Source organism: Mesorhizobium sp. M9A.F.Ca.ET.002.03.1.2 (assembly GCF_003952365.1).
In the GTDB taxonomy this organism is placed as follows: Bacteria; Pseudomonadota; Alphaproteobacteria; order Rhizobiales; family Rhizobiaceae; genus Mesorhizobium.
In genome coordinates, this window is the sequence record NZ_CP034443.1 from 5,480,901 (window position 1) to 5,507,073 (window position 26,173).

Annotated in this window: 23 protein-coding genes; 7 read left to right on the forward strand and 16 right to left on the reverse strand. The window is 64.3% G+C overall.

Annotation, left to right across the window (positions count from 1 at the left end; all coding sequences use genetic code 11):
- Positions 1–122 precede the first annotated feature (122 nt).
- Entirely contained in the window at positions 123–2,435 is a 2,313-nt protein-coding gene (locus EJ066_RS26605) for a glucose/quinate/shikimate family membrane-bound PQQ-dependent dehydrogenase (protein WP_126042911.1), read from the reverse strand.
- Between the two features lie 216 nt (positions 2,436–2,651).
- On the opposite strand from EJ066_RS26605, the gene EJ066_RS26610 reads away from it, so the two are divergent.
- On the forward strand, positions 2,652–5,423 hold the full coding sequence (locus tag EJ066_RS26610) for a UvrD-helicase domain-containing protein (RefSeq protein WP_126042912.1): 2,772 nt from the start codon (positions 2,652–2,654) through the stop codon (positions 5,421–5,423).
- Positions 5,424–5,718: 295 nt separating this feature from the next.
- Here EJ066_RS26610 and EJ066_RS26615 read toward each other — a convergent pair whose 3' ends face one another.
- The 5 genes from EJ066_RS26615 to EJ066_RS26635 all read right to left on the reverse strand — a co-directional run bounded on the left by EJ066_RS26615 (position 5,719) and on the right by EJ066_RS26635 (position 10,682).
- Positions 5,719–6,771, reverse strand: coding sequence for an ABC transporter permease (locus EJ066_RS26615; protein ID WP_126042913.1), 1,053 nt, complete (start codon positions 6,769–6,771; stop codon positions 5,719–5,721).
- Complete coding sequence (locus EJ066_RS26620) at positions 6,768–7,559, reverse strand: ATP-binding cassette domain-containing protein (RefSeq protein WP_126042914.1); 792 nt, start codon at positions 7,557–7,559, stop codon at positions 6,768–6,770. Before EJ066_RS26620 ends, EJ066_RS26615 begins: the two co-directional genes overlap by 4 nt.
- An 89-nt stretch (positions 7,560–7,648) precedes the next feature.
- Positions 7,649–8,662, reverse strand: coding sequence for a substrate-binding domain-containing protein (locus EJ066_RS26625; protein ID WP_126042915.1), 1,014 nt, complete (start codon positions 8,660–8,662; stop codon positions 7,649–7,651).
- 83 nt (positions 8,663–8,745) lie between these two features.
- On the reverse strand, positions 8,746–9,654 hold the full coding sequence (locus EJ066_RS26630) for a sugar phosphate isomerase/epimerase (protein WP_126042916.1): 909 nt from the start codon (positions 9,652–9,654) through the stop codon (positions 8,746–8,748).
- Positions 9,651–10,682, reverse strand: a complete 1,032-nt coding sequence (locus EJ066_RS26635) for a Gfo/Idh/MocA family oxidoreductase (RefSeq protein WP_126042917.1) — start codon at positions 10,680–10,682, stop codon at positions 9,651–9,653. The genes EJ066_RS26630 and EJ066_RS26635 overlap by 4 nt, the downstream gene beginning before the upstream one ends.
- A gap of 196 nt (positions 10,683–10,878) precedes the next feature.
- On the opposite strand from EJ066_RS26635, the gene EJ066_RS26640 reads away from it, so the two are divergent.
- Both EJ066_RS26640 and EJ066_RS26645 read left to right on the forward strand, forming a co-directional pair.
- Positions 10,879–11,904: a LacI family DNA-binding transcriptional regulator gene (locus tag EJ066_RS26640; RefSeq protein ID WP_126042918.1), complete on the forward strand. Its 1,026-nt coding sequence runs from the start codon at positions 10,879–10,881 to the stop codon at positions 11,902–11,904.
- A 247-nt stretch (positions 11,905–12,151) separates the two neighbouring features.
- Positions 12,152–12,733: a TMEM175 family protein gene (locus EJ066_RS26645; RefSeq protein ID WP_126042919.1), complete on the forward strand. Its 582-nt coding sequence runs from the start codon at positions 12,152–12,154 to the stop codon at positions 12,731–12,733.
- 6 nt (positions 12,734–12,739) lie between these two features.
- Here EJ066_RS26645 and EJ066_RS26650 read toward each other — a convergent pair whose 3' ends face one another.
- A complete protein-coding gene (locus tag EJ066_RS26650) occupies positions 12,740–13,021 on the reverse strand; it encodes a hypothetical protein (protein ID WP_126042920.1) in 282 nt (93 codons plus the stop codon).
- A 134-nt stretch (positions 13,022–13,155) separates the two neighbouring features.
- On the opposite strand from EJ066_RS26650, the gene EJ066_RS26655 reads away from it, so the two are divergent.
- A complete protein-coding gene (locus tag EJ066_RS26655) occupies positions 13,156–14,022 on the forward strand; it encodes an SDR family NAD(P)-dependent oxidoreductase (RefSeq protein ID WP_126042921.1) in 867 nt (288 codons plus the stop codon).
- Between the two features lie 3 nt (positions 14,023–14,025).
- Here the strand turns inward: EJ066_RS26655 and EJ066_RS26660 are convergent, their stop codons facing one another.
- The 3 genes from EJ066_RS26660 to EJ066_RS26670 all read right to left on the reverse strand — a co-directional run bounded on the left by EJ066_RS26660 (position 14,026) and on the right by EJ066_RS26670 (position 15,794).
- Positions 14,026–14,454 carry a low affinity iron permease family protein gene (locus EJ066_RS26660; RefSeq protein ID WP_189644564.1) on the reverse strand — a complete coding sequence of 143 codons (429 nt, stop codon included), beginning with the start codon at positions 14,452–14,454 and terminating at the stop codon, positions 14,026–14,028.
- 86 nt (positions 14,455–14,540) lie between these two features.
- Positions 14,541–15,182 carry an antibiotic acetyltransferase gene (locus EJ066_RS26665; protein WP_126042922.1) on the reverse strand — a complete coding sequence of 214 codons (642 nt, stop codon included), beginning with the start codon at positions 15,180–15,182 and terminating at the stop codon, positions 14,541–14,543.
- Positions 15,183–15,290: 108 nt separating this feature from the next.
- Positions 15,291–15,794 carry a CreA family protein gene (locus tag EJ066_RS26670; protein WP_126042923.1) on the reverse strand — a complete coding sequence of 168 codons (504 nt, stop codon included), beginning with the start codon at positions 15,792–15,794 and terminating at the stop codon, positions 15,291–15,293.
- Positions 15,795–16,001: 207 nt separating this feature from the next.
- Between EJ066_RS26670 and EJ066_RS26675 the strand changes: the two genes are divergently transcribed.
- Together EJ066_RS26675 and EJ066_RS26680 are read left to right on the forward strand one after the other, a co-directional pair.
- The gene (locus EJ066_RS26675) at positions 16,002–16,580 is read left to right on the forward strand and encodes an SCO family protein (RefSeq protein ID WP_126042924.1); all 579 of its coding nucleotides are present in this window, start codon (positions 16,002–16,004) and stop codon (positions 16,578–16,580) included.
- 86 nt (positions 16,581–16,666) lie between these two features.
- Positions 16,667–17,539 carry a 50S ribosomal protein L11 methyltransferase gene (locus tag EJ066_RS26680; RefSeq protein ID WP_126044057.1) on the forward strand — a complete coding sequence of 291 codons (873 nt, stop codon included), beginning with the start codon at positions 16,667–16,669 and terminating at the stop codon, positions 17,537–17,539.
- 35 nt (positions 17,540–17,574) lie between these two features.
- Here the strand turns inward: EJ066_RS26680 and EJ066_RS32620 are convergent, their stop codons facing one another.
- The gene (locus EJ066_RS32620; RefSeq protein WP_348629267.1) at positions 17,575–17,955 is read right to left on the reverse strand and encodes a hypothetical protein; all 381 of its coding nucleotides are present in this window, start codon (positions 17,953–17,955) and stop codon (positions 17,575–17,577) included.
- A 51-nt stretch (positions 17,956–18,006) separates the two neighbouring features.
- Here EJ066_RS32620 and EJ066_RS26690 point away from each other — a divergent pair, with 51 nt between their 5' ends.
- Entirely contained in the window at positions 18,007–19,851 is a 1,845-nt protein-coding gene (locus EJ066_RS26690; RefSeq protein WP_126042925.1) for an aminopeptidase P family protein, read from the forward strand.
- 356 nt (positions 19,852–20,207) lie between these two features.
- Here EJ066_RS26690 and EJ066_RS26695 read toward each other — a convergent pair whose 3' ends face one another.
- The 5 genes from EJ066_RS26695 to recN form a co-directional block, all read right to left on the reverse strand.
- Positions 20,208–20,504 (reverse strand): AzlD family protein, encoded by a 297-nt coding sequence (locus EJ066_RS26695; protein WP_126042926.1) that lies wholly within the window; start codon positions 20,502–20,504, stop codon positions 20,208–20,210.
- Positions 20,501–21,229: an AzlC family ABC transporter permease gene (locus EJ066_RS26700; protein ID WP_126042927.1), complete on the reverse strand. Its 729-nt coding sequence runs from the start codon at positions 21,227–21,229 to the stop codon at positions 20,501–20,503. Before EJ066_RS26700 ends, EJ066_RS26695 begins: the two co-directional genes overlap by 4 nt.
- A gap of 134 nt (positions 21,230–21,363) precedes the next feature.
- Positions 21,364–22,056, reverse strand: coding sequence for a TIGR02453 family protein (locus tag EJ066_RS26705; RefSeq protein WP_126042928.1), 693 nt, complete (start codon positions 22,054–22,056; stop codon positions 21,364–21,366).
- Positions 22,056–24,260 carry an NAD-dependent DNA ligase LigA gene (gene ligA, locus EJ066_RS26710; protein ID WP_126042929.1) on the reverse strand — a complete coding sequence of 735 codons (2,205 nt, stop codon included), beginning with the start codon at positions 24,258–24,260 and terminating at the stop codon, positions 22,056–22,058. The genes EJ066_RS26705 and ligA overlap by 1 nt, the downstream gene beginning before the upstream one ends.
- A gap of 233 nt (positions 24,261–24,493) precedes the next feature.
- A complete protein-coding gene (recN, locus tag EJ066_RS26715; protein ID WP_126042930.1) occupies positions 24,494–26,167 on the reverse strand; it encodes a DNA repair protein RecN in 1,674 nt (557 codons plus the stop codon).
- Positions 26,168–26,173 lie beyond the last annotated feature (6 nt).

Sequence of the window (26,173 nt, forward strand, 5' to 3'; positions counted from 1 at the left end):
GCTCTCCTCGGCTTTGGGGAAACACCCCCGCCGCGCAACATAGGGTCGAGGCCCGCATGGTCCAGTCACGGAAGAGTGAGGCCCCGGCATGCAGCGAACGACATGCATAAAGACAAGATGCCCTACTTCGGCAGCGTATAGGCCATCACATAATCGCCCGGCTTGGTGCCGACAGAGCCATGGCCACCGGCGACAATGACCACGAACTGGCGCCCGTCGGCGACAGTATAGGTCATCGGCGTCGACTGACCGCCTGCAGGCAGCCGCGTCCGCCAGAGCTGCCTGCCGGTCGTCAGATCGTAGGCGCGAAGGTAATCGTCGACGGCAGCGCCCAGGAAAGCGACGCCGCCGGCCGTGATCATCGGCCCACCGATGCCCGGCACGCCTACCTTGAACGGCAGCGGCAGCGGTGTCATGTCGTAGACGGTGCCGTTCCTGTGCTTGTAGACGATCTTGCCGGTCCTGAGATCGGCGCCCGCCACATAGCCCCAGGGCGGCGCCTGGCAGGGAATGCCGAGCGGCGACAGGAACGGCTTCAATATCACCGCGTAAGGCGCACCGTCGTTGCGGTTTAGGCCCTGTTCGCTGCCTTTGGTGTCGCCCGGCGGCGGCACCTCCGCGCGCGGGACCAACCTGGAGATGAACGCCAGATAGGTCGGCATGCCGAACATCACCTGCCGCACCGGGTCGACGGCCACGCCACCCCAGTTGAAGGTGCCGAAATTGCCGGGATAGATCAGCGAGCCCTGAACCGAAGGCGGCGTATAGCGGCCCTCGTAGCGGAGGCCCTGGAGTTCGATCCGGCAGGCCAGCTGGTCGAACATGGTGATGCCCCACATGTCGGCGCCGGTCAGCGGCTTTGGATTGAAGGAGAGATCCGACTCCGGCTGCGTTGGCGATGTGTGGTCGCCCTCGATCGCGCCGCCCGGCGCCGGCACTTCGTTGACCGGGACGATCGGCTCGCCGCTGCGCCGGTCGAGCACATAGAGATCACCCTGCTTGGTCGGTCCGACCAGCGCCGGCACCACGCCGCTTGGCGTGGTGATGTCGACCAGCGTCGGCTGCGCCGGCACGTCCATGTCCCACAGATCGTGATGCACGGTCTGCCGCACCCAGCGCAATTGTCCGGTGTTGAGATCGAGCGCGGTGATTGAGGAGGAGAATTTCTCGACATTGGCGCTGCGCCCGGCGCCGAGCTGGTCCGGCGTCTGGTTGCCGAGCGGCACGTAGAGCAGGCCGAGCTTCTCGTCGGCACTCGCCGTCGACCACATGTTGGGCGAGTTGTGGGTATAGGTCTGGCCCGGTGGCAGTGGCGTCGTCTGGTCCGGATTGCCCGAATCCCAGTTCCACACCAAGGCGCCGGTGTCGACGTCGAAGGCGCGGATGACGCCGGACGGCTCCTCTGTCGAATAATTGTCGTTGACCGCGCCGCCGACGATGATCTTGCCGCCAACGATCAGCGGCGCCGAGGTCGAATAGTAATAGCCCGACTTCGGATAGGGCATATTGGCGAGCAGGTTCAGCGTGCCGCCCTCAGCGAATGCGGGGCAAACCTGCCCGTTCGCGGCATCGAGCGCGATCAGCCGCGCGTCGGATGTCGGCAGATAGACGCGCGCGGCACAGGGCTGGCCGGCGGCGATGCTGGCGTCCGCGTAATAGGACACGCCGCGGCAGGTCTGGTGCTGGCGATCCTTGTCCAGCTTGACCTGGGGATCGTAGCGCCACTTCTCCTCGCCGGTCGCGGCGTCGATGGCGATGGCGAAATTATGCGGCGTGCAGATGTAGAGCGTATCGGCGACCTTCAGCGGCGTCACCTGATAGGTCGTCTCGCCGACGTCGTCGGGCCCCTTCACGTCGCCGGTGCGGTAGGTCCAGGCCGGCTGCAAATTGGCGACGTTGCCTGATGTGATCTGGTCGAGCGGCGAATAGCGCTGGCCGTATTCCGTGCGGCCGTAATAGTGCCATTCGCCGGGAGGCACATTGCCGCCGAGATCGGCGGTCGGCGTGATCTCGTCGGCGTTGAGTTGTCCGGCAATATCCTTTGGATCGGCCGTCATCGAATAGCCGGCAACGCCGATCGATGCCAGCACCGCGAGGATGAGCGGCGCTCGGCCGTCCGGGCCGGTGAGCCCACGACGCGCCCACGGCGTCAGCAGCCAGAGCGCCAGCAGCACGATGATGCCGCCGCGCGGGCCGAGTTCCCACCAGTCGAAGCCGGCCTCCCAGACCGCCCAGCAAAGCGTGCCGATGACGATCGCCGCATAGGACCACAGCGCCATCGACTTGCGCCTGTAGAGCAGCCAGGCCGCGACAAGGAAGGCGATACCGGCAATGGCATAGTACCAGCTGCCGCCCAGCGAAGCTAACCAGATGCCGCCGCCGCCGAGCGCCAGGCCGATGAGAAAAAGGATGAGGGAGGTGATGACGACAGCCAAGACGATACTCCTTCGACTGATGCGCTCCGCCGCGGTCCATGGGGCAACCCGGCATTGCGTTCCTACCCCACCGCAACTTTCTCCGGCCCGCGGTGCCTGTCAAGCAGGCCTGCGCGATAGGTTGTGTTCTACTGGATTTGTCGGTCGCGGCCGTGATCGAGAACAAAACGGAGACACTTCTGGCCTTTCGCCGCCGAATCACTACATTCGGGGACGATGTCCGGCTTTTCGGAAGACATGCCCTTTTTTGACGAACCGAATGCGCGGCCCACGGCCCCGTCCGGCATCGCCGCGCGCGCCATGGCCGCCCGCAGCGGGCGCAACGACGCGCCCGACTATCTGAAGGGGCTCAACCCCGAGCAGCGGCTCGCGGTGGAGACCACCGAAGGCGCGGTGCTGGTGCTGGCCGGCGCCGGCACCGGCAAGACGCGCGTCTTGACCACCCGCATCGCCCACATCCTTGCCACCGGCAAGGCATTCCCCTCGCAGATCCTCGCCGTCACCTTCACCAACAAGGCCGCGCGGGAAATGAAGCAGCGGATCGGCCTGCTGATCGGCGAAGGCAATGTCGAAGGTATGCCGTGGCTCGGCACTTTCCACTCAATTGGCGTGAAGCTGCTACGCAGACACGCCGAGCTTGCCGGGCTCAAATCCGATTTCACCATTCTCGACACCGACGACGTCGTGCGCCTGATCAAGCAGCTCATCCAGGCCGAAGGGCTGGACGACAAGCGATGGCCGGCCAAGCAGTTCGCCCAGATGATCGACGGCTGGAAGAACAAGGGGCTGGGCCCCGCCGATATTCCGGAGGGCGACGCCCGCAGCTTCGCCAACGGCAAGGGCCGCGAACTCTACAAGGCCTACCAGGAGCGGCTGCAGACGCTGAACGCCTGCGATTTCGGCGATCTCCTGTGCCACCCGATCCGCATCTTCCGCGCCAATCCGGACGTGCTGAAGGAATACCATAAGCGCTTCCGCTACATCCTTGTCGACGAGTATCAGGACACCAACACCGCGCAGTACATGTGGCTACGCCTGCTCGCTCAAAGGCCGGATGCTTCGACGAAGGGCGCGCGCGGCGACAGCGGCCGCCCAATCTCCCCCCATGTGGGGGAGATGTCCGGCAGGACAGAGGGGGGCGCCGTAGAGCGCAACCCTTCCCACACAGCGGAATTCAAAAGTGGAAAGGCCGGCGGGACAGCGCCCCCCTCTGTCGGCTTCGCCGACATCTCCCCCACAAGGAGGGAGATTGGGCGCTCTTCAGCCGAAACCCGTGCCAGCGTAAATATCTGTTGCGTCGGCGACGACGACCAATCCATCTATGGCTGGCGCGGCGCCGAGGTCGACAACATCCTGCGCTTCGACAAGGATTTCCCCGGCGCCACCATCATCCGGCTGGAGCGCAACTACCGCTCCACCGCGCACATCCTCGGCACGGCCTCCCACCTCATCGCCTACAATGAGGGCCGCTTCGGCAAGACGCTGTTCACCGAAAAAGTCGCCGAGGACGACGAGAAGGTGCACGTCCACGCCGCCTGGGATTCCGAGGAGGAGGCCCGCGCTGTCGGCGAGACCATCGAGGCCTACCAGCGCCCAGATAAACAAGGAAATCGGCACAATCTCAACGACATGGCCATTCTGGTCCGCGCGTCCTTCCAGATGCGCGAATTCGAGGACCGCTTCGTCACGCTCGGCCTCAACTACCGCGTCATCGGCGGGCCGCGCTTCTATGAACGCCTCGAAATCCGCGATGCGCTGGCCTTCTTCCGTGTCGTCGCGCAAGGCGCCGACGACCTCGCTTTCGAGCGCATCGTCAACGTGCCGAAGCGCGGGTTGGGCGAAGCCACCATTCGCCAGATCCACGACACGGCGCGCGCGCTGCGCATCCCGATGCTGGAGGCCGCCGCCACGCTCGCCGAGAGCGACGAGCTGAAGCCGAAGCCGCGCGCGGCACTGCGCGAGGTCGCCGCCAATTTCGAGCGCTGGCAGAAGGCGCTGGAAACCACGCCGCATACCGAGCTTGCCGAGACCATCCTGGAGGAGAGCGGCTACACCGACATGTGGAAAAACGACCGCTCGGTGGAGGCCCCCGGCCGGCTGGAAAATCTGAAAGAACTGATCCGCTCCATGGAGGAGTATGAATCGCTGCGCTCCTTCCTCGAGCACGTCGCACTGGTCATGGACGCCGAGCAGAACGCCGAGCTCGACGCCGTCAACATCATGACGCTGCATTCGGCCAAGGGCCTCGAATTCGAGACCGTTTTTCTCCCCGGCTGGGAGGAAGGTCTTTTTCCCCACCAGCGCGCCCTCGATGAAGGCGGGCGCTCTGGCCTCGAGGAAGAGCGCCGCCTAGCCTATGTCGGGCTGACTCGCGCCAAGAAGAACCTGCACCTCTGGTTCGTCTCAAATCGCCGCATTCACGGGCTGTGGCAATCGACCATACCGTCGCGCTTTCTCGAGGAACTGCCGGAAGCCCATGTCGATGTCGCCGAGAGCGGCAACTCCTATGGCGGCTACGGCAATTCCTATGGCGGCGGATCGTTCGCCTCCGGACGGGGCGGCCAAGGGGCAGGAAGACAGAACCCTTACGGCGCTTCGCGCTTCGACAATGTTGGCGAGGAAAAGGCGGGAAGCTTCTCCAACACCTATGCAACGCCGGGCTGGCAGCGCGCGCAACAGAACCGCACCGAGGCGACCGACCGCAACTGGGGCTCGCGTTCCGGCCACCAGGTCGAGCGCATCGGCTATGGCGAGACCGACTCCGGCTATGGCGCCGGCCGCACCTCGATCAAGGGCCGCACCATCGACGGCGAGCTGGTCGCCAAATCCGTCGCCGATACGCCGTCCGCCTTCAGCGTCGGCGACCGCGTCTTCCACCAGAAATTCGGCAACGGCAACATATCAGCCATCGACGGCAACAAGCTGACCATCGACTTCGACAAGGCCGGCCAGAAACGCGTGCTGGACGGGTTTGTCACTGGCGTTTGAGCCGCCTACTTGCCCTGTTGTCCTAAAGCGACATTCTCTGGCGGAAGCCTCCCCATCTTCGTCATCCACGGGCGAAGCAGGAGCGAAGCTCCGTCGCGGAGACCCCGAGGAGCCATGCCGTGACCTTGGCCGTGGAACGCAGTGGAACAGAATTCTGCACCGTGGTGGCGCGTTTGGGTCGCGGCATGGATCCTCGGGTCTGCGCTGCGTCGCTGCGCTCCTTGCTCCGCCCGAGGATGACGAAGCGACGGGCGTCTCCCCCATCAAGGCATGCGGCCCGTCAACGAAACTGCCCTCACCTGTACCTTGCCTGGTTCCACTTATGGCCGAGCAGCGACAGGATGATGATCAGTCCATTGAAGAACTGCACGTAGAAGCCGCTCAATCCCGCCGCCACCACGCCTGTCTGGATGAACGACACGGTGACCGCGCCGATCGCCCCGCCGACCACGGTGCCAATGCCGCCCCAGGTCGGCGTGCCGCCGACGAACACCGAGGCCAGCACCGGCAGGAGATAGCCGTCGCCGGCGGTCGGCCACCAGGTGAAGTTGATCATCACCGAAAAGGTGCCGGCGATCGCGGCACCGATGCCGACGAAGACGAACACTTTCACCCGCACGCGCTTGACGTCGATGCCCATCTGCTGGGCGCTGTCGGGATTGTCACCGACTACTTTCACCTGCGCGCCGAAGCGATGCCTGTTGTAGAGCAGCGCCGACAAAACGACGAAGCCGATGGCCCAGAAGATCTGCACCGGGATGCCATAGAGCTGGCTGGAGAAAATCTTGTAGGCCCAGCTGTCGGCAAGGCTGGTCAGCGCGGTCGACTTACCCTCATTGATGATCTGGATCAGGCCGCGCAGCAGAAAATTCATGCCGAGCGTCGCGATCAGCGACGACAGCCCGCCATAGACGACCAGCGACCCGACCAGGAAGCCGAGCAGCATGCCGGTGACGAGTGCCGCGGCGATGCCGAGGAAGGGATCGTAGCCGGCCTGGACCACCAGCGCGAAGACCCACGAAGCAAAACCCATCGTCGCCGGGAACGACAGGTCGATCTCGCCGCAGGTGACGACGAAGACCAGCGGCACCACCACGAACAGCGCCACAGGCAGCGTGGTGAGCACAGAGCTGTAGAGATACCAGGTGGTGAAGACGGTCGGGTTGGCGATCATGAAGACCGCCATCATCAGCACGAACACGGCAAGCGTGCCGAGTGCGGCGCGGTTGTCGAGAACAAAGCCGCGCATCCAATGATCGGATGGGTGTTTCCACTCTTTCCGGGGATTGCCCGGGCGGGGAATGCCGGCGGACGGCTCGTGCAGATCGGGTTCCATCGTCTTGCTCATCGTGCTGCGTGCTCCGCGCCGTCGTGCAACCCTGGCAATCCGCCCGGATGCGCCACGTCTTCCATGAAGTTGATGAGGTCTTCGGCCGACTTGACCTGGCTGCGGTCGGCGGTGAGCGCCACCTTACCGCGGTCCAGCACGACGAAGCGGTCGGCGATGTCGAAGACGTGATGGATGTTGTGGCCGATGAACAGGATCGAGCGGCCGCTCGCCCGCACCTGGCGCACGAAATGGAAGACCTTGGCGGTCTCGGTCAGCGACAGCGCCGTCGTCGGCTCGTCCAGGACGATCAGTTCCGCCTTCTTATAGATGGCGCGTGCGATCGCCACGCCCTGGCGTTCGCCGCCGGAGAGCTGGCCGACGATCGACTGCGGCGTGAACACCTTCGAGGTGAAGCCGATCTCGCGCATCAGCCGGCTCGCCTCCTCGATCTCCTTGTTGACCTTCAGCCAGCCGAGAAAGCCGGTGAGTTCGCGGCCCATGAAGATGTTGCGCACGATCGTCTGCTGCACGGCCAGCGCGCGGTCCTGGAACACCGTCTCGATGCCGGCGTCGCGCGAGCGCGCGGGGCTCCATCCGGTTACCGGCTTGCCGCGGATGAGGATCTCGCCGCTGGTCGGCTTGACCACGCCGGCAAGGATCTTGATCAGCGTCGACTTGCCGGCGCCATTGTCGCCGATCAGTCCGACCACCTCGCCGCGGTCGACGCTGAGATTGACCCCGCCGAGTGCATAGACCTGGCCATAGGACTTGCTGATGTCGCGCAGTTCGATGAGGCGTTCGGCCATCGGATCCTCGCTTGATTGTCGCTTGCCGGCCTTTTCCGCCGGCGGTCCCGCCGGCCGGGCTCGATCCCGGCCGGCGGCGGCTTGGGAGGTCAGCGCAGCGCCTGCTTGGCGAGCTCGGCGACGATCTCGTAATTCTCAGGCGTGACGAAGCCGGCGCCGGTGTCGACATTCATCGGCGCTAGGCCCAGCACCACCTGCTGGCAGAGGCTGAGGATCGGCAGATAACCCTGCAGGAACGGCTGCTGGTCGGCCGTCAGCTGTACCCAGCCGCCCTTGAAGCCCTCGACGATCTGCGGGCTGGTATCGAAGCCGAAGTTGAAGATATCGCCCGGCTTCCTTCCCGCCGCCTGCATGTAGGTCGGGACGTTGCCCAGCATCTGCCCGCCGGGATAACCGACCGCCTTGACGTCGGGATTGTTGAGCAGTGCCGCGGTGATCACCGGAATGGCCAGATTGGGGTCGGACGCCCATTCGCCGCTCGGCGGCGAGCTCAACTTGATGACCGCGACGCCCGCCTCTTCCAGGGCTGCGACCGTGCCGCGCTCGCGCGCGCCGCGGCTCTCGTTCTCGAACGGACCGATCATGATCGCCTTGTCGCCGGCCTTGAGCCCGGCAAGCTTGAACGCCTCGGCACCGAGCGCGCGGCCCTGCTCTTCCTGCTGGGCGCCGACATAGCCGCCGCCGAACGCCGCCGTGACCTTCGGCACCGGCACGTTCTGGTACATCATCCTGATGCCGTCCTTGTGCGCCTGTTCGGCCAGCGGCATGATCGAGGCATCGCCCGGGTGGCCCATCATGGCGATGCCGCCGGGCTTGACCGCGACAGCCTCGCGCAGCTGCTGCACCATCTTCTCGACGTCCCACTGGGAAAAGATGTAGTCGACCTTCGGCCCAAGATCGGCCTCGGCCTGCTTGGCGCCATTGTAGACGATGGTGCCGAAGGCGTCGCCCTCGGCACCGCCGACGAAGAAACGGATGTGGACGTCCTTGCACCATTGGGCGTCGAGCGCCTGTGCCGGCAAGGTGGAAATTGCGGCGGCGAGCGCCGTGGCGGCCGCAACGAGGGTCGACCGGCCAAGTGTCCTTCTCATCGTCATGCTCATGCACTTATCCTCCCTTTGTTCCCTCACAAGCCGAGGGGTTTTCGACCAATGCTTCGCTGCAGGCTCCTCCCGCCAGCCCATTCTCACGCCGGGTTCGGCAGATAGATCGCACCTCCCCGGCACTGCTTCAGATAGTCCAGCGCCCGCGCCTGGCCTGACATTTCGAGATCGCCGCGATAGACCGGGTCGTGCCAGCCTTCGATGTCGATGGCGCCCTTGTAACCGGCCAGCCGCAATTCGCTGATCACCCTCGCCCAGTCGCTGTCGCCGAAGCCCGGCGTGCGCATCTGCACGAATGGCAGCCGGCCGAACACGCCATGCTCGCGGATCACGTCCCAGCGCACCGTCGCGTCCTTGCCATGGACATGGAAGATGCGCGGCGCCCATTTGCGGATCTGCGGGATTGGATCGATCAGGTAGACGAGCTGGTGGCAGGGCTCCCATTCCAGGCCGAGATTGTCGTCCGGCAATTCGTTGAACAGCAGCTCCCAGGCGTCCGGATTGTGGGCGATGTTCCAGTCGCCGCTGGCCCAGTTGCCGTCCATGGCGCAATTCTCGAAGGCGATGCGCACGCCCTTGTCGGCGGCGCGCTTGGCCAGCGGTCCCCAGACCTCGCGGAAGCGCGGCAGGCTGTCGGGCAGCGGCTTGCCGCGAATGCGGCCGGTGAAGCCGCTCACCATCGAGGTGCCGAACAGATGCGCGTTGTCGATGGCCGTTTCCCAGGCATGAAGCACGCCGCGATCGACATCGCCGCTCTCCAGCGGATTGCCGAAAACGCCAAGTGACGAGACGGTAACGTCGGCGTCACCGATCGCCTCGCGGATCTCGCCGGCCAGCCGAGGAAGATCCTTACCGCCCAGCGTCTGCCAGAAGAAGGGCTGGATGCTCTCGAACCCGAGCGGCAGGATCGCCTTGATATAGGCGGCCGGATCATCGAGGTTGGCCCGCACCATGGTGCCGATCCTGATGTCGAGAAGCGGGTTTGGCATCATTGTCCTTCCTGTGCGGCGATCGCGACCCGGCGGCCGGTTTCGGCGCTCTCGATCGCAGCGAAGACCATGGCCAGGCTCTTGATGTTGTCGGCGCCCCGCGTCTCCGGCTCGCTGCCGGTTTCTATGGCGTGCACGAAATCCTGGATGATGCCGAGATGGCCGCCAATGCGGTCGGCGGGGTCGAGCGCCGGCACGGCAAGCGGCTCGGTACGGTCGAACAGGCCCTCACGAACCGGCCGCACGACTTCCGCCTTCAGCCCGTCCTCGCCGTCCCAGATCAGGCTGCCACGCTCGGCGACGATGCGCCATGTGCTCTCCCAGCTGGTGCGGAACCCGTCGGCGCACCAGGAGCCGGCATAGGTGAACAGCTTGCCGCCGAGATCGAAGATTGCGGTGGCCGACGATCCCTGCCGATACCAGGAATTGGCTGGCTCCCATTCCTGGCAGTAGACGCTGGCCGGGTTGCCGCCGACCATGTAGCGGGCGGCGTCGAATGTGTGGATCGCCATGTCGAGCAGCAGGACATGGCGCATCTCCTCGCGAAAACCGCCGAAATGCGGCGCGACGAAGAAGTCGGCGTGGATGCTGGTCGCAGCACCGATAGCGCCGGATTCGAGAAAACGCCTGATACGCCTGACATTGGCGACGTAGCGACGGTTCTGGACGACGGCGTGCACGCGCTTGGCGCGCCGGGCGGCTTCGACGATGGCGCGCGCATTGTCCGGGCTATCAGCGAGCGGCTTTTCGGTCAGGAGGTGGCAATGATGGGCAAACGCAGAGAGCGCAACCTCGCGCCGGGCCGCCGGAACCACGACGTCGAACACTGCGTCCGGTTTGGTCTGGTCAAGCACGGCGTCAAGATTGGTTCCGACAATGGCGCCGGCAAGCTCATATTCGCGCGCCCTTGCCCTCGCCCGCTCGGCGTCAAGGTCGACAAGCCCGACAATGGCGAGCCCGTCGATCTGCCTCGCGGCATCGAGCCAGTGCTTGCTCATCGCTCCGCAGCCGACCAGGACGACATTGATCATCCAGCGCTCCTCCTCCGCTCGGCCCCTCCAGACCGATCGCCACGGCATTCACGGCATGGCCGTAAACGTTTTCCGTAAACGTTTACGACAACACACCCGAAGGCGTAGAATGTCAATTGGCCGCTCGCGAAAATCACCTTTATCGCCTTGGCTTGAAGAGCGGCCGGTGATAGCCAGGAAAGGGGAGAACCGTCCTTTGGCGTCCAGCATTCACGACCTTGCGCGTCACCTGAACATTTCGATCGGCACCGTATCGCGCGCGCTCAACGGCCGTGCCGACGTCAATGCCGACACGCGCCAGCGCGTGCTCGATGCGGCGGCAAAGCTGAACTATTCGCCGAACCAGTCCGGCCGCAGCCTGCGGCGCGGCGCCACCCACTCGATCGCCTTCATGCTGCAGCCGCATCCGGGCGACCAGCAATATGGCGAACCGTTCTTCATTCCGTTCCTTACCGGGCTGCAGGCGAAACTGGCCGAAAGCGGGCTCGACCTGATCGTGGTGATGGGCGCGCCGGCCGACTATCAGCAGGAGCGCCTGCGCCGGGTGGTCGAGACGCGCCGGGCCGATGCGGTGGTACTGGCGTGGACGCGGCGCGAGGACGAGCGCATCGATTATCTGACCAGGGTCGGCTTCCCGTTCGCGACGCTCGGCCGCAGCCGCTCCGGCGGCAAGTCCTACCCGTCGCTCGATCTCGATTTCGAGAAGGCCGGGGCCGAGGCGGTCGACCGCCTGGTGGCGCGCGGCCATCGCCGCATCGCCGCCATCCGCCCGTCGCTCGACCTCAATTTCGGCTACCTGTTCCTGGCCGGCTATCGCAAGGCCTTGCGGCGGCACGGCATCGAGGTCGATCCCGGGCTGATCGCGGAAGGCTTCATCAACGAGGCCGGCGGCTACGAAGTGACGCCGCAGGTGATGCGCTCCAAGGACCCGCCGACCGCCATCATCTTCAACAATGACGCGATGGCGCTCGGCGGCTGCAAGGCGCTGGCCGAGATGGGCATCAACCCCGGTCACGACATCGCGGTGATCGTCATCGTCGACACGCCGCTCTGCCGCTACTTCTCGCCGGCACTGACCGGCTTTCGCCCTCCCCTGGAGCCGATGGGGCGGCGGCTGGCCGAAATGCTGCTGGCCTCAATCCCCGCCTTCGCCGGCCCTGAGGGTGCCCGCGTCATTCGCGAAGTCTGGCCGCTGGAGCTGATCGCGCGCGACAGCGATTGATGATGGCTGCACTCACCCTCGCCGCGAAGTAACTTTCCGGCCGGCTCGATTACCTCGCTGTTGCTTGCGGCGGCCTATTACCGCTTCGACCGCTGGCGCACCACGCACAGGACAGGCCGGTTGCCGGCGTGCCGCGCCAGCGCGCGCATCTTTCGCGAGACGCCTAACGGCTGAAAGATGGCGCCCAAGCCTTCCCTCCAGCCACTTCGATCGCCTAGGATGAGCCAAGCGCAGTAGGGGAGAATCCATGGGCAAAGGCAGGGTCGAAGCATTTACCGACGGCGTCTTGGCCATCGTCATCACCATCATGGTGCTGGAATTGAAGGTGCCGCATGGCGACGACCTTGCCACCCTGGCGCCGCTATGGCCCGTCTTCTTCAGCTACGTCTTGTCTTTCATCTATGTCGGCATCTACTGGAACAATCTGCACAACATGTTCCACACCGTGCAGCGGGTCGATGGATGGGTGCTGTGGGCCAATCTGCATCTGCTGTTCTGGCTGTCGCTGATGCCCGTCACCACCGCCTTCATGGGCGAGAACCATTTCGCGCCGGTGCCTGTCGCCGTCTACGGTGTCGTCCTGGCGCTTTGCGCCGCCGCCTACACCATCCTCGTCATTGCGCTGCACCGACTGCACGGCCACGAAACAACCTTTGCCCGAGCGATCGGCAGTGACCGCAAGGGAAGGATCTCGCTCGTGCTCTACATTGCCGCCGTCCTGTTGACCTTTTTCAATCACTGGATCGGCGTCGCGATCTACGTGCTGGTGGCCATGATCTGGTTCGTGCCGGATAGGCGGTTCGAGCGGTTGATCGAAAAACAGAAATAGGCGTCGCTACTTCCGCATCGCCTTCAGCTTTTCGGCGACGGACGCGGCGAGATCGGCATAGCGCTCCTCCAGCTGCTCGGCCGCCTTGATCACCGAAAAATCATGGCCGAATTTCTCCAGCGCCATGCGCAGCTTCTCGACGAACTCCGCCTGTTTTTCGAGTGCCGAAAACAGCGTCTTCACCTGCGCTTCGCTGATGTCGGGATTGGCAAGCATTTGCGGCACCTCGCGGCTCATTTGGTCGCCGGTGGTGGTCTGTTCTTTCAAGATCTTGATCCAATCGGTCAATCGGCAAATCTCCTTTTACCCGCGCAACATGCGCAGTGCCTGCCCACGCGGTCAACCCGAAGGTGCCACAGCGGGCTTGCATGGGCTTCCTGCCGCGCTAAGTTCGGCGCAGCTTGAACGAGGACACTACGCCCATGACCGCCGACGCCGAAATCCAGACCGCTTTGCCTGCGCTCGCCTCCGGCAATGTCGCCGTCATCACCGGCGGCGCCAGCGGCATCGGTCTTGCCGCGGCCAAGCGGCTGGCGGCAATGGGCCTGAGAATCGTGCTGGCCGACATTGGCGGCGCGCGGCTCGATGAAGCTGGCCGCGCCGTCGCCGCGATCACCGGTGACAGCGCGGTGCTCGCTGTCGCCACCGACGTCGCGAAAGCCGACGAAGTCGACCGGTTGGCGGAGAAGGCGTTCGGCACCTTCGGCGACGTGTCGCTGCTGATGAACAATGCGGGCGTCGGCAACAATCCCGGCAAGCCCTGGGAGAACCGCGACGCCTGGAAGCGACTGCTGGATATCAATTTCTGGGGCGTCGTCCATGGCGTCGAGGCCTTCGCGCCGCGCATGCTGGCCACGGGGAGGCCGGGCCTGATCGTCAACACCGGCTCCAAGCAAGGCATCACCACGCCGCCCGGCAACCTTGCCTACAACGTTTCCAAGGCCGGCGTGAAGACCTTCACCGAAGGCCTGGCACACGCGCTGCGCAACGAGCCCGGCGCAAAGGTTGCCGCGCATCTGCTCATTCCGGGGTTTACTTTTACCGGGCTTACCGAAGGTGCGACCGAAAAGCCCGCCGGCGCCTGGACCGGCGAGCAGGTGGTTGACTTCATGCTGGCCGCGCTGGTGCATGGCGACTTCTACATCCTGTGCCCCGACAACGAGGCGACGCGGCCCATGGACGAAAAGCGCATGGCCTGGGCGATCGGCGACATCATCGAAAACCGCCCTGCTCTGTCGCGCTGGCACCCGGACCACAAGGAGGCTTTCGCGGCGTTCATGGAAAGCTGACGCTCAAGCTGCGCGCGTCTTCGAGCCGCGTTTTTGCGCCGCGGCTTTCTTGACGGCATTCTCCGCGATCTTCCGGTCATGGCGCTTCGCCGCTTCTTCGCACTTGGCGCGAATCTCCTCGACCTCGGATTCGGTCAGGTGCTCGATGCCGATAAAGGTGTCTTTGGCTTTGCCGACCCGGATCAATTCGTCGAGTTTCGTCTGGATCGCCGCGCCATCACGGTTCTGGGTGTTCTGGATGAGAAACACCATCAGGAAGGTGACGATCGTGGTGCCGGTGTTGATGATGAGCTGCCAGGTGTCCGAAAAGCCGAAAATCGGCCCGCTCATCGCCCAGGCCGCAATGATCAGGCAGCAGATGGCAAATGTCGACGGCAGACCGGCGAGATGGGCGACGTAGTTGGCGATCTTCGTGAAACGCTTTTCGATCATGGCAGGGAGAAACATCCGGCGACCGCTCCGGGTTCCCTGAATGGACGGATTTCACCGTCACAGACGTGCACGCGGCCGCAAAAAAATCAGGGACTGTCGTTTTCCCAGCGATCGAGAAAGGCCTTGATCGGCATCGCCTGCATGTCGGGGATGGCCCTGGCCAGTTTTTCGACCGGCCAGTCCCACCAGGCAAGATGTTCGATTCGCGCGGCGACATCCGCGGCGAAACGCTGCCGCAGCGGGCTGGCCGGAACGCCGGCAACGATGGCATAGGGCGGCACGTCGCGCGTCACCACAGCATTGGCGCCGACGATCGCGCCATTGCCGATGCTCACATCAGGCATGATCACCGCGCCATGGCCGATCCAGACATCGTGGCCAATGCTGACGGTTTGCGCCCGCCGCCGCTCCCGGAACGCCGCGTCGACGCCCAGCCAGCGAAAATACTCGTTCGGCCGGTAGCTGACCTTGTGCTGGGTCAGCCGTTCGACCGGATGCTCCAGTGCGTTGATGCGGCTGTTGGCGGCGATCGAACAGAACTTGCCTGTTGTCGTGTAGATCGCCTCGGCATGACGCTCGAAATAGGAGAAGTCGCCGACCGATACCTCGCGCAGGATGACCCGCTCGCCGATCGAGGCGTAGCGCCCAAGTTTGCACGCCTTCAATTCCGCGGTCGGATGAATGCGCGGTTCGGAATCTTTGGCGACAAGATTTTCAGGACGATCCATGCCGGCGGCTTTACTCCCGCGCAATTGCTCCCGCAAGGTGGGAGCAATTGTCGCGTCGCCGATTGGTCCCGCAAGCGGGACCGATCGTCGGTCAGCTGTTGCCAGAGCTTATTTCGGCTGGCCGTTGGTCCACACCACGTTCTGGCCGTAGAGCGGTACGGTGGTGACCGACATTTTCGCCGAACCGTCCTGCACCTGGCGCGAATGCGACAGATAGATCAGGGTCTCATTGGCTTTGTCGTAGATACGGTTCACCACCTGCTTCTTCCAGATCAGGCTGATGCCTTGCTTGAACACCTCCTCGCCGGCCTCGCTCATGTCGATGTCGCCGATGGTGATCGGCCCGGTCTGGCGGCAGGAGATCGAGGAATCGGACGGATCCTCGAACCAGTTGCCCTTCTGCAGGCGGTCGATCACGCCACGGTCGAAATAGGAGACGTGACAGGTCACGCCTTCGACCTTGGGGTCCTTGATCGCCTCGACGATGATGTCGTTGCCGAGCCAGTCGACGCCGACCTTGCCGACCTCCTGGGCGACAGCCGCACCAGCACCGACGACAAGGCATGCGGCCAATGCGCTGCCGATCAGTTTTCGCCCAATCAGTCTTTGCAAGGGAAGCCTCCTCCTGCGGTTCGAGTTTTGCCGACCTCAGGTGGGGCGATCGGCAGCGCTTTGCAAGCAGATCACCTTTTGACCGGAATGCCGGTTGCGGCAACGCGACATCTTTGCGTGCACGAGGTCAACCCGTTAAGAGTGTTCGCCGAACAGGCTCCATGGCGCTGATATAGTGCCAGCGAAAATCACGACGGACACCAATCGATGATGCGTTCAATACTGGTCGGCATTCTCGTCCTGATGGCGGCAGGCATCGGCTGGCTCACCTTCGACTGGTACCGCGGGCATTATGGCGGCGAGCCGTTCGGCGCGCCGTTCACGCTGGTCGACCAGAAGGGCACTCCGGTCACCGAGGCCGCGTTTCGCGGCCAGCCCAGCGTCGTCTTCTTCGGCTTCACCCATTGCCCTGAGGTCTGCCCGACCACGCTGTTCGAACTGGCCGGCTGGCTGAAGACGATGGGGGACGACGGCAAGAACCTACGCGCCTATTTCGTCTCGGTCGACCCGGAGCGCGACACGCCCGAAGTCATGAACGCCTATATCAGTAATTTCTCCGACCGCATCCTCGGCATCACCGGCGACCCGGACAAGGTCCACGCCATGGCCAAATCCTTCGGCATCTACTCGAAGAAGGTCGATACGGGCGACGGCGACTACACGATGGACCACACCGCTTCGGTGCTGCTGCTCAACGCCAGCGGCGACTTCGCCGGCACCATCGCCTATGGCGAAAGCCCGGACACCGCCATCGCCAAGCTGAAGCGGCTGGCGGCGGAAGGTTAGTGCATGATCCCGAACCGAAGGACCGCGTCAGCGAAAAGTGGGAACCGGTTTTCGGATAGATCATGCTCAAACAAGACCATCTTTCGATGACCCAGACGCGGCTTTATTTCACCACTGGAAAGATCGAGGCCGACCGTATCTTTGCGGCGTTCGACGCGGCCTTCGAGGATGAAGGCCTGCCGTTTGCCGTGCTCGAAGTCGACGAGGATCGCGACATCCACGAAGTGTCGCTCTATGCCGACGGCGATGTCGATGCCGTCGAGGCGCGCGTGAAGGACATTCTCGCCGGGCTTGACTTGTTAAGGCCGATCACGCGGGAGGCCCTGCCTGATATCGACTGGGTGACGCGTTCGCTGGAGGGGCTGAAGCCGGTGCGCGCCGGCCGTTTCTTCGTTCACGGCGCGCATGACCGCAGGAAGCGCCACAGCGGCGAACTGGCTATCGAAATCGAAGCGGGCCTCGCCTTCGGCACCGGCCATCACGGCACCACCGCCGGCTGCCTTGAAATGCTGGAACAGGTCGTGCGACGCGAGCGCCCGCGCAACGCGCTCGACCTCGGCACCGGCAGCGCGGTGCTGGCCATTGCGCTGGCCAAGCTCGCGCATATCCCGGTGCTGGCGACCGATATCGATCCGGTCGCCGTAAAGGTCGCCGCCGCCAATGCGCGGCTCAACCACGTCAAGGCGTTCGTCGAAACGGTGACGGCGCCGGGCTTCCACAATCCGATCTTTGCCGCGCGCGGCCCTTTCGACCTCATCGTCGCCAACATACTGGCGCGGCCGCTGATGCGGCTGGCACCCGAAATGGCCAGGCATACCGACTTGGGCGGCTCGATCGTGCTGTCAGGCATTCTCGACCGGCAGCGCGACGCGGTGGTCTCGGCCTATGTCGGCCAGCAGTTCCGCCATATCAGGACTTTGCATCGCGAGGGCTGGGTGACGATCCACCTCAAGCGGTGAGGCGCAGCGCCTCCAAACGCAAGCCGCAACTTCGCTCAGAAGTAGGGCGACCTTGCCGTCTTCTTCAGTTCTTCGCGATCGTAGCCGTGCGCTTTCAACGTTTTGTCGTCAAAGCCAAGCAGAACGCCGCTCACATATCGGCTCGCTTCGCGCTGGCGCGCTTCGATGAGAGCGTTCATGGCGCTTCTGAAAAATCCGCGTCTGGCTGAAATCGTGGACATGATGGTCTCCTTTGCAGGGCAATAAGACTCGTTCCTCCACAGCAAAAAGGTAGGCTCTGCCGACCTGTTTGAAAATCGCTGATTCTGCATGGCGTCCATGCGCAAAAGCGGTGCCGCTGAACCGCGTTCAGCCGGCGCCGCACATCCCTTGGCATAAAAACCGCAGCGCTTTGATTTGCGCGTGATCCTTTCCAAAAATCGGACTCATGCGCTACGGTCAAACCAGCATCCGAGGAGAGGCCCGTCATGTTCCAGACCTTTGATTCCGCCGGCGACCCCGCCGTCGGCAAGCCGCGTGTGGCGCTGCTGCGCCAATGGCTGGCGGCCAACGGGCTGGATGGCTTCATCGTGCCTCGTGCCGACGAGCATCAGGGCGAATATGTCGCAGACCGCTCGGCACGGCTGAAATGGCTGACCGGCTTCAGCGGCTCGGCCGGCGTCGCCATCGTGCTTGGCGAGCGCGCCTTTATGTTCGTTGACGGCCGCTACACGCTGCAGGTGCGCCAGGAGGTCGATCTCGACATCTTTTCGATCGAAAGCCTGGTCGACAATCCGCCCGCCGCCTGGATCAAGGACAATCTCGGCAAGGGCGTGCGGCTTGGTTTCGATCCCTGGCTGCAGACGATCGGCGACGTCAAGGCACTGAAAGCTTCGGCCGAAAAGTCGGGGGCGACATTGGTGCCGCTCGAGAAGAATCCGATCGACGCCATCTGGGAGGACCAGCCCGAACCGCCGCTGGCGCCGGTCGAGCTCCATCCGATCGCCTTTGCCGGCGAACTGGCCAAGGACAAGCTGGCGCGGCTGGCGTCGGCCATCGGCAAGGACGGCGCCACCCATGCCGTGCTGACCGACCCGTCCTCCATCGCCTGGGCCTTCGACATCCGGGGCGGCGACGTGCCGCATACGCCGCTGGCGCTCGGCTTCGCTGTACTCGCCGCCGACGGATCGCACCTCCTTTTCATGGATCAGCGCAAGTTCTCGCGCACCGTCGCGGCCTATCTGACGCAGCTCGCCGAATTGCATGAGCCCGGTGAATTCGAAGCGGCCGTTGTCGCGCTGGCCAAGGGCGGCGCTAGAATAGCGCTTGACCCGGTGCTGGCGGCCGAAAAACTCCGGATGCTGGTCGAGGATAATGGCGGCACCGTCATTTCAGCACCCGACCCTGCCCGCATTCCACGCGCAACGAAAAACCTGGCCGAGATCAACGGCGCCCGCGCCGCGCATCGCCGCGACGGCGCCGCCGTGGCCAGTCTGCTCTGCTGGCTCGATCGCCAGAAACCCGGCAAGCTCGACGAAATCGCGGTCGTCACCAAGCTCGAGGAGTGCCGCCGCAGCACCGGCGAGGAAACGCAGATGCCGCTGCGCGACGTGTCTTTCGACACCATCTCGGGCGCTGGCCCGAACGGCGCCATCATGCACTACCGCGTCTCTCGCGCCACCAGCCGAAAACTGGGGGATGGCGAGCTGTTCCTGCTCGATTCCGGCGGACAGTACCAGGACGGCACCACCGACATCACCCGTACGGTGCCGATCGGCAAGCCGACCGAGGAAATGCGCGAACGTTTTACCCTCGTGCTGAAAGGCATGATCGGCATTTCGACGCTGCGCTTCCCCGCAGGCACGCGCGGCTCCGAAATCGATGCAGTGGCGCGCCTCGCTCTGTGGAGACACGGCTGCGATTTCGCCCATGGCACCGGCCACGGCGTCGGCTCCTATCTGGCCGTGCACGAAGGCCCGCAGCGCATCGCCAGGACCGGCACCGAAAAGCTGCTCGCCGGCATGATCGTCTCCAACGAGCCGGGCTACTACAAGGAAGGCTCCTATGGCATCCGCATCGAGAACCTCATCCTGGTGACACCGGCTGAGCCGATCGAGGGCGGCGACATCGCCATGCATGGCTTCGAGACGCTGACGCTGGCGCCGATCGACACCAGGCTGGTGCGATCCGACCTTTTGACGCGCGACGAACTGCACTGGCTCGACCAATACCACGCACGCGTGCTGGCCGAGATCGGACCGATGCTCGACGGCGAGACGCTGGCCTGGCTGGAAAAGGCAACCGCACCGCTGCCGCACGACCTCAAGCAGTAGCGGCGGTGGCAGCCTTCGTTGAGGTTGGGAGGCACAAAAAACCCGCCTCGGCGGGCAGGTCGTTGGCGCAACTCATCATTGTGAATAAATTCCTAGCATAACTGCCCTCACATGTCAAGTTGAAACTACCCGTGGTTGCCGGACAATCGCTTCAGGTTTGCGCTGCCCCTCATTGCCCTGCCGGGCATTTCTCCCCGTATAGTGACGGCGAGAAAGACGCCTTCGCGAACGATTTCGCCAATCTCCAGCGTTGCAGAAAGGGTGCCAAGGCCGCGGCCAGCCCCTTCTCCCCGTCACCATACGGGAGAAGGTGCCGGCAGGCGGATGAGGGGCGGCGCCACCAAGGCAAGAGTTGGTTACCCGACAAACTGCCGCGCAAGGATCAGCACGGCCGCACCTGCCAAAAACATCGCCATAAGCCCGCCGCGCAGCGAGACCAGCCCGGCAACGATCAATGCCACCCATTCCGCCGGTCCGGTGCCAAGTGCCGCCGGCGCTACCAGCGTGGTCAGCACCGCGGCCGGCACGGCGTTCAACCCGGCCTCGACGCGCGGATGGATGTTTTCGAAGCGCGAGATCACCAGATGCCCGCCGATGCGGGTCAGATAGGTCGCGATCGCACCGGCGACGATGATCCACAAGGTCGTGCTCATCGCCGGGCCTCCACGCCGCTGTGGTGCGGCGGCAGGATGACCGCGAGCAGCACGCCGGCCACGGCGCCAATGGAGACGTGCCAGGGCGAGCCCACCGTTTTATAGGCGAGGATCGAGGCAGCGGCGCTGGCGACGACCACCGGCAGCCACAGCGGCCGTCTGCGAAAGCTCATGACCAGTCCGAGAAAGTAGATCGGCAGCAAAAAGTCGATGCCCAGCGCATGTGCATCGGGAATGAGCTTGCCGAACACCGCGCCGAGCGCGCTTTCGGTCACCCAGAACACATAGACCGGCAGGGCAAGCCCCATATACCAGGCGAAGCCGACCGTCTCGCCGGCCTCCGCCTTGCGTTCGGCCACCGCGAACTGCGGATCGGTAAGCACGAAATAGCCTACCGCTTGCTGGACCAGCGGCCAGTGCGCGATGCGCCGGCCGATACCGGCGGAATAAAGCACATGGCGGAAATTCACGGCGAAGATCGACAGCACGATCAGCCACGGCGCGACATGCTGGCCGAACAATTCGATGCCGACCATCTGGCTGGCGCCGCCGTAGACCATGGCGCTCATCAGGATGGCTTCGAGCACCGAAAAACCGTTGTCGACGGCAAGCGCCCCGAACAGCAGCCCGAACGGCGCCGCCGCCACCACGATGGGCATCGAGAGCCGCACGCCTTGCCAGAAATCGCTTTTCGCGCGGTTTTCGGAGATTGCTTCCGCCGACATCGACCACTCCTTGGGGAAAGGCCGTATGTAGGGAGAGCCGCCTGCCTTGTCACACCAATTCGCTTGAGCCAACGATCAGCGGAAATGATCGCCCCGGCCCGCCGCAAGCCCGGGCGTGCGCCATCGGTCCGGGGCTAGTCCTGCGGGACCTTGCCCTCGATCGCCCGCCCCCAGTCGAGCAGCGGCTTGGCGCGCAAGGTGAAATCGACGAGTTCGTCGCTCAACGCAGCGCCATGGATTGTCGCCGGATCGATTCTATGCTGGACGACGAAATGCCGGTTGCGGATGGCATCGAGAAGATCGGCTTGCGTGACATGCTCGAAACCGCGCGGCGTGCGCTTCATGCGGCCTTCGGTTTCAAGCCCCAGACCGTTCATCCTCAACGCCGCCACCAAGGCACGGAATTCACCCGGCCGCGCGGCGATGGCCTGGCGCATCGCCAGCAGTAGCGCCGGCCCCGGCTGCCACCAGGCAACGCCGGCAAAACAGCGGTCGAGCCCGATATAGACGAACAAGACACCCTGCTCCATCTTGGTGCCGTCGGGCGAAAGGATTGCCGACAGATGCCGGTTGTAGGGCCGTTTGTCCTTGGCGAACCGCACGTCGCGATTGATCCGGAACAGCGACTTCTTGCGATCGCCGCGCAGGCCCAGCCCTGCTGCCGCGAAGCGCTCGGAGAGGGTTTCGACCAGATCGCCGAAGGGGTCGCGCAGCTCGCGTTCGAAGAGGTCGCGGTTCTCCTGGAACCACTCCCGGCTCTGGTGGAAATCCAACGCCCTGAGAAATGGAATGGCCTTCTGGCCGAAACCGTTGAACGTGCCGGCCATCACGCCTTGCCGATCCGCGCGAGCCAGGCATCCTCGTCGATCACCTCGATGTCGAGTTCGGTGGCGAGCTTGAGCTTGGACCCGGCACCCGGTCCGGCCACGACCAGATCGGTCTTCGCGGAAACCGAGCCCGCGACCTTCGCGCCGAGACGTTCGGCCATCGCCTTGGCCTCGGGGCGCGTCATCTTCTCCAGCGTACCTGTAAACACGATCGTCTTGCCGGCGACTACGCTGTCGGCTGAGACGTTGACAATGTACGGCTTCGGGCGGACCTGGGCGAGCAGCGCATCGAGCACGTCGTCATTGCGTTCATTGCCGAAGAAATCGCGCAGCGCGCCGATCACCGTGTCGCCGATGCCGTTGATCGATGGGAAGACAGTGTGCGGATCGGCCGCCGCCGCCGTCTCCTTGCCGACACGGATCAACTCCTCGATGGTCGAGAAGGTTCGGGCAAGCACGGCTGCCGTCGTTTCGCCGATATGGCGGATGCCCAGCGCGAAGATGAAGCGATCGAGTTCCGGTTCGCGACGAGCGTCGATGGCAGCGAAGAGCTTGTCGAGACCTTCGTAATTGCGCTCCTCGACACCGCGCACATTCTTGCGCGTCTTGCCCGATGCGGCCTCGCGCTGCCTGGCTTGCTCCTCGCGCCGCTCGGCCAGCGCCTTGGTGACGGCGGGACGGCGATCCCTGAGCGTGAAGATATCGGCGGCTGTCTTGATCAATCCCGCATTGAAGAACAGGTCTATGTTCTCAGCGCCCAGGCCTTCGATATCCATGGCGCCGCGTGACACAAAGTGGCGCAATCCTTCCACGGCCTGCGCGGGGCAGATCAGTTCGCCGGTGCAGCGTCGGCGGGAATCTTCCTTGCCGGTCTTCTCGTTGATCTCACGCGTCGCCGGTGAGCCGCAGATCGGACAGGTGTGCGGGAATTCGTAAGGCACGGCATCGGGCGGACGCTTGTCGATGACGACGCTGACGATCTGCGGAATGACGTCCCCTGCCCGCTGGATCACCACCGTGTCGCCGATACGTACGTCGATGCCGTCACGGATCGGCTGGCCGTTGCTGTCCAGGCCCTTGATGTAGTCTTCGTTGTGGAGCGTGACATTTTCGACCACCACGCCGCCGACCGTGACGGGTGCGAGCCGTGCGACGGGCGCCAACGTGCCGGTACGGCCGACCTGAATGTCGATCTTGAGCACCGTCGTCATTGCCTGCTCGGCCGGAAATTTGTGGGCGACGGCCCAGCGCGGTTCGCCGGTGACGAAACCCCATCTGCGCTGCAGTTCGAGCTGGTCCACCTTGTAGACGACGCCGTCGATGTCGTAGCCGAGCGACGAGCGTTGCTCCTCGATCCGGTGGTAGTGCGCGACCAGTTCCTCGACCGACTTCGCCCGCACCATCAGCGGACTGATCTTGAATCCCCAATCCTTGAACTTCTGGACGGATTCGAACTGGGTCGGAGCCGGATCTTTCGTGGTGTAGCCCCAGGCATAGGCGAAGAACTTGAGGTTGCGGCTGGCTGTAACCGAAGGATCCTTCTGACGCAGGGATCCGGCCGCCGTATTGCGCGGATTGACGTAGTCCTGGCCGCCGACCGCCGCCGACCGTTCCTTCAGCGCCTCGAATTCCGCATAGGTCATGTAGACCTCGCCGCGTATCTCGATGGTGTCGGGCCAGCCTGAACCTTTCAGGTGCTTGGGGATGTCGGCGATTGTCCTGAGATTGGCGGTGATGTCCTCACCGACGGCGCCGTCGCCGCGCGTTGCGCCTTGCACGAACACACCGCCTTCATAACGCAGGGACGCCGACAGCCCGTCGATCTTCGGCTCAGCCATGAAGGCGATGTCCAGATCCTTGTCGCGGTCAAAGAACCGCCGGCCGCGCTCGATGAAGTCGGCGACGTCCTGGTCGGTATAGGCCTTGGCGAGACTGAGCATCGGCACCGCATGGCGCACCTTGGCAAAGCCTTCCGCCGGTGGCGCGCCCACGCGGCGCGACGGCGAATCCTCTAGCACCAAGGCGGGGAAGCGCTGTTCGATGGCGAGGTTGCGCCGCGTCAGCGCGTCATACTCCGCGTCCGTGATTATCGGTGCGTCCTCGGTATGGTAGCGCCGGTCGTGCTCGGCGATCTCCGCCGCCAGTCGCTTCAATTCGCTTGCGGCCTCGCTTTCGCTGAGCGAATCGACTGGTTTTTCGGCCATGCACTGCTCCCTGGCGCATGACCCCGAAGGTCATGCGTAAAAATAAAATTGCTACAGCGTCCTTTGCGCGTCCGAAAGGACGCGCGGCGCTGTAGCGATGGCGCGACACAATAGAACAGGATTCTCTCATAAGGGAGAGACCAGGCACGGGAAAATCATTCCTGAACAGCGGGATGGAGCCATATCCTGACTCTGTCCGAAGGGCCGGGCTATCGACGTCGGACGGCGTGTAGCTAAGCCGCCGCGGTGTTCTCGCGCAGCAGCCGCTCGGCCGCCGCGCGCGCCTCGTCGGTGATGGTCGCTCCGGCAAGCATCCGCGCGATCTCTTCCTGGCGCGCCGCCCGGTCCATCTCCGCGATGCCGGTCGCGACGCGATCGGCGCCGCCGGATTTGGAGATCAGGAAATGTGTCGCCGCCCGTGCCGCCACTTGCGGCGCGTGCGTAACCGAAAGCACCTGTACGCGCTTCGACAGCCGCGCCAGCCTTTGGCCGATGGCGTCCGCCACCGCGCCGCCAACGCCGGTGTCGATTTCATCGAAGACCAAAGTCGGCGCCGAGCCGCGGTCGGCCAGCGCCACCTTCAGTGCCAGCAGGAACCGCGAAAGCTCGCCGCCGGAGGCGACTTTCATCATCGGGCCCGGTCTTGTGCCGGGATTGGTGCGCACCCAGAACTCGACCTGATCGATGCCCTCTTCCATGCGGCTCTCGGCCTCGCTTGCCATCTCGACGATGAACGCGGCCCGCTCGAGCTTCAGCGCCGGCAATTCGGCCATCACCGCCTTGGTCAATCCGACCGCCGCCGCAAGGCGAAGCGACGAAAGTTGCGCCGCGGAAATGTCATAGGCTTCGCGCGCGGCGGCGGCCTGCTTTTCCAGCCCGTGCAGGCGCTCCTCGCCGGCATCGAGATCGGCGAGATCGGCCGCCATCGTGTCGCGCAATTGCGCCAGGTCGTCGACCGCCACGTTGTGCTTGCGTGAGGCGGCACGCAGCGAAAATAGCCGCTCCTCGGCCTGTTCCAGCCGCCGCGGATCATATTCGGTGGCGCGAAGTGCCGCGTCCACGCCCGATTGGGCGGCGTCGAGCGACAGCATCGCCTCGTCGAGCGATTTGACCACGTCCTCGAGCAGGCCGGGCGCCTCGGTCACCTTGCGCTGCAGCCGCCGCAACAGGCTGGCGAGCTGCGGCAAGGGCGAGGACGGGCCCGAGAGCACATCTTGCGCATCATGGATTTCCGAGGCGATCTTTTCCGTCCGCATCATCGAGGCACGCAGTTCGGCCAGGTCGGCTTCCTCGCCGGGCTGAGGGTCGAGCTTCGTCAATTCGGCGACCGCGGCGCGCAGATAGTCGGCCTCGCGGGCCGCCGCTTCCACCTTGGCGCGGTGTCGCGAAAATTCCTGCTCGCAGGCCCGCCAATGCCGCCATGCCTCGCCGGTCGCGCGGACAGCGCCGAGATGACCGCCGAAACTGTCAAGCAATTCGCGATGGGCGCCGGGATCGACCAAGGCGCGCTCGTCATGCTGGCCGTGGATCTCGACCAGCGCGTGGCCGACATCGCGCATCAGCGTCACACTGGAGGGTTGGTCGTTGACGAAGACGCGGGTACGGCCATCCGCCGTCTGCACGCGGCGTAGGATGATGTCGCCATCGTCCTCGATGGCGTTGTCGGCAAGCAGCATGCGGGCAGGATGGTTGCGCGGCACGTCGAACACGGCGATGACTTGGCCCTGTGCCGCGCCATGACGCACCAGCGAAGCGTCGCCGCGGGCGCCAAGCGCCAGCGACAGCGCGTCGAGCAGGATGGATTTTCCAGCGCCGGTTTCGCCGGTCAGCACCGAAAGGCCGGACGAAAAGTCGATGTCCAGCTTCTCGATCAGAACGATATCGCGGATCGACAGCCTGGAAAGCATGGCGAC